This is a genomic window from Candidatus Hydrogenedentota bacterium (assembly GCA_018005585.1).
GTDB lineage: Bacteria > Hydrogenedentota > Hydrogenedentia > Hydrogenedentales > JAGMZX01 > JAGMZX01.
Map to the genome: position 1 here is coordinate 1 of JAGMZX010000017.1, position 11,924 is coordinate 11,924.

Consider the following 11,924-nt stretch of genomic DNA (forward strand, 5'->3'; position numbering starts at 1 on the left):
TCCGCCATTGTGCGCGGCCGTGAGGTTTCCGGGCCTGAATGTCACATGCGTGGGAGAATGATCTCAGGGACGGGCCGCCGTGGCACTGTTTGTGGTTGGCGCAGCCCTTTGTTGCCCGGGTATGATGCGCAAAGACCGGGTGCCCCGGTGAGGTCATCCTTCGCGGTCTATCCCTGAAATTCCAAGTGAAGGTGATTGCATGAGCGGGATGCAGTTCTGTTCCGCGTTTTTGCGCGCGGGGCTTTTCGCGACAGCGCTGGCGGGCATGGCGGTTGCCGTTCCCGCTCAGGCCGCGGGCGCGGATGGGGCGGTGTGGCGCGACCTGGCCGCGCCGGACACGCCCCGTCTCGTCGAAGCCGAGACCCTGTCGCTCGCGTTCGGGTCCGAGGCGTCGTACGCGGCGCTGGGCCGCGGCTGGCGCGACGAGACGCGCGGCAACCTGCTGCAGCGGTGGACGGACAGCCTGTATGCCGCCTCGACCGCGGCCGAACTGCGCCTGACCGTGCTCGAGCCGCGCGGCCTCGTGCTGCGCCTGGAGATGCAGCCGTTCCCGCCCGCGGCCCTGGCGGGGTCGAAACTGCCGCCGCAGGAAGTGACGGTCGTCTGGAACCGGACCAGGCTGGGCGCCTGCCGCTTCGGCGCGGGCGCGCCGGATGTCTTCCAGCGCTTCGAGTTCGGCGTGCCCGCGGCCGCGCAGACCGCCGGGGCCAACACGCTGACGTTTCTGAGCAGTTACGCGGTGTGCCCCGAGGAAGCGCGGGGGAACACGCCGATGACGGCCGTGTCCCGGCGCGCCTTTGCCCTCAAATCCGTGGACTTGCTGGATAAAGAGGGCGGCGCTGGCGCGCCGGAACGGCCCGGCGATGTTGCCCGCTTCGAGAACGGGCAGATCGCGCAGGCCGGCGGAAGCCGCATCCGTTTGCCGTTGCGCCTGCCGGAGCAGGCGGCGTGCCGCTTCGTGCTGGACGGCGTTACGGCGCAGGGCGGCGGCGTGTCGTGCCGGGCGTCGTTGCGCGCCGATTCGCAGACCGGGCCGGTCGAGCACGAAATGCTCCCGTGGACGGAGGCGGGCGCCGCCGCTGCCGAACCTATTGTGCACGATTGCGGGGCCTATGCGGGGCAGGTGGTGGAAATCGTATTGGAGGCGCGCCGCGGCGCGCCGGGCGCGGGCGTCCTGTGGGAGGCGCCGCGGATGGTGGCGGACCCGGCCCCCGCCGCGGCGGACGCGCCGGCGGTCAGCCCCGCCGCGCCGTTCTCGAACGTGGTCGTCGTCGTGCTCGATGCGTTGCGCGCGGACGCGATGGGCTGCTACGGCTACCACCGCGACACGACGCCTTTCCTGGACAAACTGGCCGCGGAGGGTGTGCTGTTCGAGCGCGCTTATGCCGCGGTTACGTATACGTATGCTTCGACCTGGAGCCTGTTCACGGGCCAATACGCCTTTCAGCACGGGGCCTGGGGGCAAGGCACGGTCCCGGCGGCACCGACGCTGGCGGAATGCCTGCAAGGCGCGGGCATCGTGACGGGCCTGGTGACGGCGAACCCGAACGTGACCGAACGGACAGGGCACGGCCGCGGTTTCGCCGCCGTGTTCGATGCGTTCGACGAGCCCTCCAGCGTGAACCTGCCGGACACCGCGGCCCCGGCCACGCGGCAGGCAGTCGAATTCCTGCGCGCGCATGTGAATGAGCGGTTCTTTCTGTATGTGCATCACCGGCGTCCCCACGCGCCGCACCGCGCCCCGGACGGCCTCTACCACACATTCACCACCGACCCGGCGAGACGCCTGGAGGGGTATGATTGGACCGCGCGCGGCCCGGTCACGGCCGACGGCGAGGACCTGGATTCGGAGGAGACGCTCGAACTGCGCGCCCGGTACGACGAGAACGTGCGCGCCGCGGACCGGGATGTCGAGTGGCTCTATGGCGTGCTGCAGAAACAGGGTCTGGCGGAGAACACGCTGTTCATCGTGACCGCGGACCACGGGGACGCCTTCGGCGAGCATGACGGGCTTTTCGGGCACGGCAACGGGGTCTACGAAACGCAGGCGCATATCCCGCTTATCCTATACGGTAAGGGCGTCACGGAACTGTGGCCCAAACGATGCACTGCGCTCTACAACACCGTAGACCTGTTGCCGACCGTGTGCGCGCTGATGGGCGTGGCGCCGCCGGCCGCGATTGCGGGCGAAAACCTGCTGGTCAAGGCGGCGCGGCCCGTGGCCGAGGGCGTGCCCGTCTGTTCGCAGGCGGCCGCGGCCGCGGGCGGATTCAACGTGGACGACTCGAACCGCGTCGAGGCGTTTCTGTGGCCGCGCTACAAACTGATCCGCGACGCCATGATGACGCGGGTCGACGTGTACGACCTCGACGCGGACCCGGGCGAGCAGTGCAACCTCGCGCGGGCGTTTCCCGTGCTGACGGACTACCTGCGCGCCCTGGCCGAAGCCTGGAAGGCCGCTCAAACGCAAAAAGCCGGGGCCCCGCCCGCCACCAGGCCGTTCGAACAGACCCCGGAGGACCACGAACGCTTCGAGGCGCTCGGGTATCTATGACGGAACGGCCCCGCGCGCCCTTGGCGCAAGGGCCCTGGCGCGCGGCCGCAAGAGTTCCGGAGCGGGACATTGCTGATTCGGGCCGCGGATTTCAGGCGGGGGCGGCCATCGCGCGCGGGCGTACGGCGATCTCCGGCGCAAAGAACTGCTCGCCGGTCTCTTCGCGAACCCGCGCCGGCGTGTGCCCGATGACGCGGAACCTTTTCGCCTGCCCCGGCGTACAGGCGGCCGTTGTCTCCCCGAACGGCCTACGCATGCGGACGGGTCTCCTGGAGCGTGTCGAGCTGGACGGCGCCGAATTGTTCCTCGCAGAGGTCGCGGTAAGCGCCTGGGGCGCGGATGAGTTCGTGGTGCGCGCCTTCCTGGACGATGCGGCCTTCGTCGAGCACGACGACGCGGTCGCAACCGATGACGGTGGAGAGGCGGTGCGCGATGACGAGGGTGGTGCGGCCGCGCATAAGCCGTTCGAGCGCGTCCTGAATGATCGCCTCGGCGTGGGAGTCGAGGCTCGACGTGGCCTCGTCGAGGATGAGGATGCGCGGGTTGCGCAGGAACGCGCGGGCGATGCTCAGCCGCTGTTTCTGGCCGCCGCTGAGGGTGACGCCGCGCTCGCCGATGACCGTGTCGTAACCACGCGGCAGGCCGCCGGCGAATTCGTCCACATGGGCCATGCGCGCCGCCTCCAGTATTTCCGCCCCGGTCGCGCCGTGGCGGCCATAGGCGATGTTGTCGCGCACGCTCGCGTCGAAGAGGATCGCGTCCTGCATGACCATGCCGGCTGCGCCGCGCAATGAGGCGAGCGTGACCTCGCGCAGGTCCTGCCCGTCGATGCGGATCGCGCCGCGTGTGACGTCGTAAAAGCGCGGGACCAGCGTGACGAGGGTGGTCTTGCCCGCGCCGCTGCGGCCCACGATCGCGACGGACTGGCCCGGCTCGATGGCCAGCGTAATCCCTTGCAGCACGGGGCGGCCGGGCAGGTACTCGAACCAGACGTCCTCGAAGGCGAGGCGGGCCCCGGTGCAGCGCAGGGGCCGCGCGGCGGGCGCGTCGCGGATCTCCGGCTCGATGTCGAGCACTTGGAAGACGCGGTCCATGGCGGCGAGCTGCTGCTGCAGCGCGGCGGTCACGTCGCCCAGGCGCTGCGTGGGCGTGTAGAGATAGCCGAGGAACCCGTAGAACACGAGCAGTTCGCCGGGCGTGATGTAGCCGCTGATGACGCGGTAGGCGCCGTAGCTGAGCACGATGACGGGGCCGAGCTGGGTCAGGAACTCGCCCGCGGCAAGCAGCGCGTAGCGCAGGCGTACCTGGCGCATGACGCCCGCGTAATACCGCCGGTGCAGCGCGAAGAAGCGCCGCCGCTCGGACCGCTCGCGCACGAACGCCTGCACGACGGACAAGGCCGCGATCTTCTCGTTGACCTCGCCGGACAGGCGCGACATCTGCGCCTGCACCTCGTGCGCCGCCTCGCGCAGGCGCGGGCGCAGGTAACCGAAAATCCAGGCGTGCGCGGGCAGCGTGAACAGGCTCACCGCGGCGAGGCGCCAGTCCCACACGACCAGGAAGACGGACACGCCGCCGAGAAACAGCACGTCCACGGCGATGGACATGACGCCGCGGTCGAGAATGCCCTGCGAGGTGTTGATATCGTTGATAATGCGCGACGTGATCGTGCCCGTGCGGTGCCGGGCGTGATAGCTCATGCTGAGCCGCTGCACGTGCGCGTAGAGCTGCTCGCGGATGTCGAAAATGGTGCGGTTGCCCGCCTGCTCGGCGAACCAGGACCGGTAGTACGCGACCGGGATGCGGATGACGTATCCCACGACGAGGAGGAGCACCGTCCAGCCGAGGCGCTGAAACTTCACGGGCGCGGGCGCATCCGCGAGGATGACGTGGTCCGTTACGAGCCCGAGCGCCCACGGCAGCAGCAGCGCGAGCGTGAACTTGAGCACGCCGCAGACGATGGACGCGATGACCAGGACGCGGTAGGGCCGCGCATAGCGCAGAAACCGGCGGAATGTAGGCGAACCGAAGACCATGACACAGCAGTATAACAAAGCCGCTCGGCTCGGCTTGCACGGCGGCGCCTGATTTGCCAGGATACGTGTTCCATTAACCTTGCATGCGGCTTGTTGGCGCGCGCATAGGGCGGCTCAGCCCGCCTTATTGAAGGGAAACAACATGAACAGGAAATATTTCGTCATTCTCGTTGCGGTTGCGGCGGTTGCCGCGTGGAGTCCGTGCGCCGCGGCGCAGGATGCGGAGCAGGGGTTTCATATCCGGCCCCATCTCAACAACGTCACGCGGGATGGCGTCACCCTGATCTGGGAGACGCGCCAGCCGGCGGAAAGCGTGGTCGAGTACGGCCCGGAGGGCGCATATGACCAGAAGGCGGCCGGCGCCGCGGACGAACACAACATCCACCGCGTGCGTGTTGACGGGCTCGAGGCGGACACGGTGTATTCGTATCGCGTGCGCGCGGGCGCGGACGTTCAGGAAAGCACATTCAAGACCGCGCCCGCGGCGGACCGGCCCATGACGTTCGTGGTGGTCGGCGATTCGCGGCGTTGGGACGCGACCTGGGAGGGCGCGCGCATGGCGGAGCACGCGGCGCAGTGGAATCCCGAGTTCTACATCCACAACGGCGACCTTGTGCTGAACGGGCATCAGAAGGACCTCTGGCCGGAGCATTTCAACCGGTTCCACGAACTGAATCAGCGGCTCCTGATGGTGTCGGCCCGGGGCAATCACGAAGGGTCGCAGGTATTCGACACGGAGAACGACTGGTTCGCGAAGTATCATGAACTACCGGGTGACGGCGAGCCGTACGCCTGCTTCGACTGGGGCAACACGCATTTCGTGCTGGTCTCTTTCGAGCAGATTCCCGGCGCGGCGGCTTTTCTCGACAAGCACATGCCCGCGGTGAACAGACAGTACACGGTGCTCGTCCAGCATTACCCGGTCTATTGCAGCGGCTATTACGGTCCGGCGGACAGCCGCAAGGACATGGGCGACCGCCAGATGAAACCGCTGGCGGAAGCTATCGATCGCAACAATATCCTGCTCGACATCGCGGGGCACACGCACATCTACGAACGCATGTTCGCTTTGCGCGGCGGGCAGCGCGACGACCGCAACGGCTGCGTGTACATCGTGAACGGCGGCGACATCAACGCGAACTTCCCGGAAGCGTTCACGGCCATGAGCGACGACCGCGAGACGATGTCGAAGCCGACCTATACCGTAATCCACATGGGCGACGACCGCGTCTGGTTCCGCACCTTCGCGTGGGGCAAAACGGAACAGGGCATCATCGAGGTCGACTATTGCGTGCTCTGGCGCGATGAGGCCGTGCCGAAGGCCGCGCTCGAAACGCTGGCCGCGGCCGAGGGCGCGGACCTGCTCAAGGCCATCGAGGAACTCGGCGCGATGACGTATCAGCCCGCCGCCGAAGCGTTGCTGCCTTATCTGGAGAATCCGGACGCGGCGGTGCGGCGCGCGGCGGCGACGGCGTTGCGCCGGATCGGCAACGCGGACGTTGCGCCGGAGCTGCTCGCGCACCTCGCCGATGACGACCCGCACACCCAGCGGGAGATTGCGCGGGCCCTGGAAATCGCCTCCGGTGCAACGCTGGCCCCGGCGATCGCCGATGCCGCGCGCGACGCGACGCTTGACCCGAAAGCGCGCGTGGCCCTGATCGGGGCGCTCGAATTCAACGCGCCGAAGCCGCTGGCGACGCAGACGGCCATCGCGGTGCTGCAGGACCCGGCGGCGCCCGGGCCTGTCCGCGAACGCGCGGCCTACGCGCTGGTGGACACGGCAGGCGAGGGCGACATTGCCGCGCTGTGCGACCTCTTCGACCGCGAGACGGAGATGTACGTTGTGCTGCGGCTCGCGTTCACGTTGAATGAACTCTGCGGCAGGCGCCAGGCGCTGGACGACGACAGTCCGATCGGCAAGTCGAAACCCGGCGAGCGGCGGCCTTTCATCGAAAAATGGGTTCGGGAAATCGAAAAGGACAAGGGCGCGGTCCCCGAGGCGCTGAAGAAGTGGGCGGCGTAGACGGCGCTGCCCGAATCGCCCGAATGGAGTCGCAGGGGCCGGGCATGCCTGGCCCCTGAGCATTGGTGCGCCCGGCTGGGTGCGTCTGCTCGAAGGTGGAAGTTCTTTGCAGGCCTGACAGGAGAAACTGTCGGCCGGCCGGCTGCGGCGTCCGGCCCGTGCGGGTCAATCAAGGAAGCTGAAGAGCATGGGCAAGACGCCCGTGCCACGGTGGCACAGCGCCTGCATAGTCCACGCGGTTGGCTGCGATGCGTCAGCGCGTTTGGAAAGGGGGAGATTGCGTTGCGGGGTCCGGCGGGGTTTCCGCGGCGGATTCGGACGTTTGAGCGGCTTGCTGGTCGTCGTCTGCCGTGCTGATATCCTCGGGAGCGGGCGGGGCATCTTCCATGCTTGAGGCGGGCGCGTCGTGCTCGACGAGGTGCCTGAAGGACGAGCCGGAGAGTATGCCGATGCGTTCGTGCGGCGCGAGGGCGGCCGCGGCCGCGCCGACGAGGCGTCCGTCCGCGTCGCGAAATTCGCCGCTCTGCCGGCGCGCGGGGTGGGCCGCAAGCCATGCGGCGATAGGGGCGTGCACTTCGTGGCGCGCGCCGCGGCTGAAGGGCATTTCCACGTGGTTGTAGTCTTCCGCGCAGCCGTTTTCTTTGCTGAGTGCGACCAGTTTCTTGTCTGCCGTGGGCAATGCTTCAAAGAACCGCCACCCGTATTCCACGGAAAGGAACGGATCGCGCGGCGCCAGCAGCATCAGCAACGGAACGCGCAACGAGGGCAACCCGGCCTTCACGTCCAGCGTTCCCGCTTTCATGAGACAGGTTCGCTTGCGCATCCAGCCGGCGAGCGTGACGAACACGTCGGGTATCAGGTTGTCGAGCATCACGTACAGATGCTCCACCGTGATTCTCGGGTGAAGATTGCGCATGTTGACGGGGAACACGCCAAAGGGCAGGCGCAATGCCCGGCCAATAGGGATATACCCGTGGGCGAGCGCGGTAATCAGGCGCGGATGACGCGCGAAGAGGCGCACGAGGAAACGCGGAGGGGCTTTGTGCGCGCCGTCGAATCCGGTAGGCGCGCCCAGCGTGACCGCGCCGGCGATTCGCCGCGGGCCGTACTCGAGCGCGTACGCGTACAACAGCAGCCCGCCCATGGAATGCCCGATCCAGTGGATGGTCTGATAGCCTGTCACCCGGCAGATGTGGTCGATAACCGCGGGGATATCGTGGAGCAGATAATCGTCGAGCGTGGCCTCAAAGCGTCCTTTGCCCTGCGGGGGATGCGAGGAGCGGCAACCGCGCAGATCAACCGCCCAGCAATCGTAGCCTTTCTCCATGAGATAGTCGATCAGGCTCTCGTTCTCGGGGAGCGAGAAGTTGTGATGGTTGGCGCCGGCGCCGTGGCAGAACAACACGGGCTCGCCGAGCGTGCGGCCCCGGCGGTACCGGCACACGCGTATCTTCCAGAGGTCCGGCGTCGATACCAGGTATACTTCGCCGGTGCGGATCTTCTCGCCGTACATCGAACGAATGGTCAGGCCGTAAAGGACGGCCAGGAAAATTACGGCAACGACTGTGCCCAGCGCGATCCATACTCCGGCCATTCAGGGTGACTCCTCTTGCACGTCCGGCCCGGCACCCGCCTGCAAATGGCTGAGCACCGATTGGGCGAGTGCGGGACCGAATCCTGGCAGCGCGGCGATGGTCTCCACAGCCGCGGCGCGTATTCTGGCAACGGAACCCAGGCGGTTCAAGAGCGTGCGCGCGCGCTTCGCCCCGACGCCCGGGACGCCCGTGAGCGCCGTGGCAAGGGCGGCCTTCTTGCGGCGCGCGCGATGGAACGTGATGGCGAACCGGTGCGCCTCGTCGCGCACGCGGGCCAGCAGCCGCACCACGGGCCCCGACTGCGGCGGGATGACCGGGTTCACGCGCCCGGGCACGAAGAACCGCTCGGGTGAGCGGCCGCCTTCTTCGAGGGCGCGCGCCTTCGCGATAGAGACGACCGGCACGTCCTCGATGCCGAGGTCTTTGAGTGCCGCGTGAGCGACACCCAGCTGCCCTTTGCCGCCGTCGATCAACACGAGGTCCGGGAGTTCGTCCTCCTGGATGGCCTTCCGATAACGCCGCAGCAGCACCTCGCGCATGGCGGCGAAATCGTCCTGCCCCGCGACCGTGCGGATACTGAAGCGGCGGTACCGCTGCTTGTTGGGCCTGCCGTGATCGAACACGACCATCGATGCCACGGTCTTGTCGCCCTGAATGGTCGAGATATCGAAACATTCGATGCGCAGCGGCGGGCGGGAAAGACGGAACGCCTGTTGCACCTGTTCGAGCGCATCGCGCGCGGCCTTTTCGGCGAGGCGCTTCTCCTCGAAATTCGAACGCGCGTTGCGTTCGGCCAGTTCGACCAATGCCCGCTTCTCACCACGCCGGGGGCACAGGATCGCCGCGCGTGCGCCGCGTTGTTCGCGCAGCACCTCGGCGAGGGTGTCCGCGTCTTCAATCGGGAGCGGAATCAGGACCTCGGCGGGCACGACGGGCGTTTCGGCGTAATACTGGAGCAGGAACGACGCCAGCAGTTCATCGAGGGGCATCTCCGTGCGCTCAAAAGAAAAGGCGCGCCCGCCGAGGAGGCGTCCGCCGCGGTAGAAGAGCACCTGAATCTCGGCGTAACGGCCCTCGTTGTAGAGGCCGACCACGTCGCGGTCCTCCGCGCCGGGCACGGCGACGGCGCGCTGGCGCTCGAGCGTCTTGCGCAACGCAAGGAGGCGGTCGCGGAGCACGGCCGCCTGCTCGAATTCGAGTTTCGCGGCGTGTTCCTCGATTTTGCGGCGGAGTTCGCGCTCGAGTTCGTCGCTGCGGCCTTCCAGCGCCAGGATTACCTGCGCGACGATCTCCTGGTAGCCCGGCGCGTCGATCAGCGCCACGCACGGGGCCATGCACTGCCGCATCTGGTAGTAGAGGCACGGCCGCGTGCGGTTGAAGAGCACGTGGTCGGAGCAGGTGCGCAGCGGAAAGACGCGCTGGAGTCCGCGCAGCGTTTCGCGCATCGCCTGCGCGCTCGCGTAGGGGCCGAAATAGCGCGCGCCGTCCTTCCGGCATTTCCGGACGGCGGTCAGGCGCGGGAACGGGTCGCCGGGATGAATGCGCAGGCTCAGGTAGGTCTTGTCGTCTTTAAGCCGCACGTTATAGTGGGGTTTGTGCTGTTTGATCAGGCTGTTTTCGAGGAGCAGCGCCTCCTTGTCGCTTGTTGTGACCAGCAGGTCGATGCCCGCGACGCGGCGCATGAGGAATTTTACCGTGTAGCGGCTGTCGCTCTCGTTGAGATAGCTGCGCAAACGGGCGCGCAGGTCTTTCGCCTTGCCCACGTAGATGGGCCGTCCCTTCGCGTCCTTCATGAGGTAGCAGCCGGGCGCTTTCGGCACGCGGTTCAATTCAAAAGCCGCCAGGAAAGCCGCGGGATCCTTGCGGTCCTCCGGCCTCCCGGCGAGGTCGAGCCGTTCGATGTGGATGTCGGTTGGCGCGGGCATACGCGGTCAGCTTACCACAAGCGGCGCACGGTTCAGGCATCCGGAGTTCTGACGAGCCCCTGTTCGATGGCGGCTTGGCGCAGCTTGCGAATGCCGCGCAACACAGCGCGGCACGACGACGACGCGCTCGTGCCGGTGAGCGCGGCAATGACCATGTAGGTCCTGCCCTGGAAATAATGCAGCTCGATGCATTCCCGTTCGCGCGTTGTGAGAAGAAGCGCCATATGCCGCCGCACCCACTCCAGAAGTTCGGCTTTGCGGCGGCCCCAGCGCAGCCCCGCGCGGACCTCCGCGGCCGCTTCGTGCCACAGTCCCCGCTCCGCCGGCATCTCCTTGAAGGCCTCCGGATTCATGAAGGCGAGGTAGCGTTTCGTCGGGTTGAAGGGTTTCCGATGCATGGGGTCCGGTCCTCCCGCGGAAGCCCGGGCGCCCCATGCGCCCGGCCTCTCGCGCGATCCCGATCCATAAGGCAGGAGGGGGTGAGAAGAATTTTGCGATTCTGGCGGTTTTCCTTTGAATGCGCCTTGATTTTTGGCGCGACGCCGCAAAGCATCTGCATAGAAGATGCGAAGAAGCTGCCGCTGGGGCGGGTCTCGTTGCCGGTGCATGCCGTAAAGGAACTGGAACGCGAACCGGCGCGGCTTGAACCCCGAACTCCTGCACGCGATTTGCCGCCGCGCGCGGCAATGATATACTCGCTTTTTCCCGTTCCTGGACCACGGAATCACGAGGTTGCATGGCGCCTCCGACAACGAAAGAACCGGCTGCGGGCCCGTCGCGTGCGGGGCTCTACGCACTTTTTTTCTCAGGGCACGGCCTGCTTACGGCGGCGTTCGTCCTTTTCCTCTATCTGGCCAGCCGCTGGCCCGACCCTTACAGCCACGTGTGGGAACTGATCCCGGTGCATCTTTTCAGCGGACGGGCCGGGAACGCGGGCGTCGGTCTTGAACTGGGCTTTAACCGGTGGTTCATCCTGTTCCAGTGCTGCACCCTGGATTTCATTATCATGCTGCTGGTTTATCCGCTGTTTGTGGCGGGGTTTCAACGCGTGTCGCGCTGGCCTTTCATCGGCCCGCCGCTGACCGGCACGCACGAAATCGCGCTGCGCTACAAGGATCGCATTGAGAAATACGGGGCCATCGGCCTGGTGCTGTTCGTTGCGTTTCCGTTGTGGAGCACGGGCCCGCTGGTGGGCGTTGTGATCGGATACATGCTCGGCATGCGCACGTGGCTTACGTTTGTGGCCGTGACTATCGGGAACATGTTCACGACGGCGGTCTGGATCTGGTTCTTCCATTTTCTGAAAGTCTACAACGAGACCCTCGCGCGCCTGCTGCTCGCGGTCATTCTGGTTACTGCGGCAGGGGGTATCCTCTACAATGTCTTCGCCAAATGGCGGCGCAAGCGCTACCTCAAAGCCGTGGCGGGGCTTTCCGCGCAACTGGACGAAAAGGAGGTTGGCCACCTGGCCCCGTCCGCAGTGGTGCCCGACGTGGTTGCGAGTGCCGCGCCGGCCGGACCCGCGGCCGCAATTCCGCCCGCGCCGCGCGCGCCCGCTGCGCGGAAACAGCGTTTCAGGCTGGCACGCCGCCGCCGCGCCGCGCCCCAAAGCCCGGCGGCGTTCACCCCCGAGGCGCAGCCGGGCGGGTTTTCATTGCGGCGCCCGCGCAAGACGTTGCGGCAATTGGCGGAGCGGCACCAGGAGCCGGGACCGCGTCTGCGCTGGCGCGGGCTGCGGGGTCGTCTGTTCCGGCGCAAATAACGCGGACCGGTTTGTCAGGCCGGACACTC

8 protein-coding genes are annotated in these 11,924 nt (G+C 67.1%); 3 read left to right on the forward strand and 5 right to left on the reverse strand.

Features of this window, described 5'->3' with window-relative positions:
• Window positions 1-199: 199 nt before the first annotated feature.
• Window positions 200-2,554: a sulfatase gene (locus KA184_04710; protein MBP8128861.1), complete on the forward strand. Its 2,355-nt coding sequence runs from the start codon at window positions 200-202 to the stop codon at window positions 2,552-2,554.
• 91 nt (window positions 2,555-2,645) lie between these two features.
• On the opposite strand, the gene KA184_04715 is transcribed toward KA184_04710, so the two are convergent.
• The gene (locus KA184_04715) at window positions 2,646-2,810 is read right to left on the reverse strand and encodes a hypothetical protein (protein MBP8128862.1); all 165 of its coding nucleotides are present in this window, start codon (window positions 2,808-2,810) and stop codon (window positions 2,646-2,648) included.
• Window positions 2,803-4,608: an ABC transporter ATP-binding protein gene (locus KA184_04720; GenBank protein MBP8128863.1), complete on the reverse strand. Its 1,806-nt coding sequence runs from the start codon at window positions 4,606-4,608 to the stop codon at window positions 2,803-2,805. The genes KA184_04715 and KA184_04720 overlap by 8 nt, the downstream gene beginning before the upstream one ends.
• A gap of 124 nt (window positions 4,609-4,732) precedes the next feature.
• On the opposite strand from KA184_04720, the gene KA184_04725 reads away from it, so the two are divergent.
• Window positions 4,733-6,613: a HEAT repeat domain-containing protein gene (locus KA184_04725; protein MBP8128864.1), complete on the forward strand. Its 1,881-nt coding sequence runs from the start codon at window positions 4,733-4,735 to the stop codon at window positions 6,611-6,613.
• A gap of 253 nt (window positions 6,614-6,866) precedes the next feature.
• On the opposite strand, the gene KA184_04730 is transcribed toward KA184_04725, so the two are convergent.
• The 3 genes from KA184_04730 to KA184_04740 are packed head-to-tail and all read right to left on the reverse strand — an operon-like array spanning window position 6,867 to window position 10,531.
• Window positions 6,867-8,207 (reverse strand): alpha/beta fold hydrolase, encoded by a 1,341-nt coding sequence (locus KA184_04730; GenBank protein ID MBP8128865.1) that lies wholly within the window; start codon window positions 8,205-8,207, stop codon window positions 6,867-6,869.
• Window positions 8,208-10,133: an excinuclease ABC subunit UvrC gene (gene uvrC / locus KA184_04735; GenBank protein ID MBP8128866.1), complete on the reverse strand. Its 1,926-nt coding sequence runs from the start codon at window positions 10,131-10,133 to the stop codon at window positions 8,208-8,210.
• A gap of 32 nt (window positions 10,134-10,165) precedes the next feature.
• The gene (locus KA184_04740; GenBank protein MBP8128867.1) at window positions 10,166-10,531 is read right to left on the reverse strand and encodes a sigma-70 family RNA polymerase sigma factor; all 366 of its coding nucleotides are present in this window, start codon (window positions 10,529-10,531) and stop codon (window positions 10,166-10,168) included.
• 338 nt (window positions 10,532-10,869) lie between these two features.
• Between KA184_04740 and KA184_04745 the strand changes: the two genes are divergently transcribed.
• Complete coding sequence (locus KA184_04745) at window positions 10,870-11,895, forward strand: small multi-drug export protein (GenBank protein MBP8128868.1); 1,026 nt, start codon at window positions 10,870-10,872, stop codon at window positions 11,893-11,895.
• Window positions 11,896-11,924 lie beyond the last annotated feature (29 nt).

Coding starts and splice junctions, on each gene's coding strand:
- KA184_04710 (MBP8128861.1), top strand. CDS start 200: ATGAGCGGGATGCAGTTCTGTTCCGCGTTTTTGCGCGCGGGGCTTTTC.
- KA184_04715 (MBP8128862.1), bottom strand. CDS start 2,810: ATGCGTAGGCCGTTCGGGGAGACAACGGCCGCCTGTACGCCGGGGCAG.
- KA184_04725 (MBP8128864.1), top strand. CDS start 4,733: ATGAACAGGAAATATTTCGTCATTCTCGTTGCGGTTGCGGCGGTTGCC.
- KA184_04730 (MBP8128865.1), bottom strand. CDS start 8,207: ATGGCCGGAGTATGGATCGCGCTGGGCACAGTCGTTGCCGTAATTTTC.
- uvrC (MBP8128866.1), bottom strand. CDS start 10,133: ATGCCCGCGCCAACCGACATCCACATCGAACGGCTCGACCTCGCCGGG.
- KA184_04740 (MBP8128867.1), bottom strand. CDS start 10,531: ATGCATCGGAAACCCTTCAACCCGACGAAACGCTACCTCGCCTTCATG.
- KA184_04745 (MBP8128868.1), top strand. CDS start 10,870: ATGGCGCCTCCGACAACGAAAGAACCGGCTGCGGGCCCGTCGCGTGCG.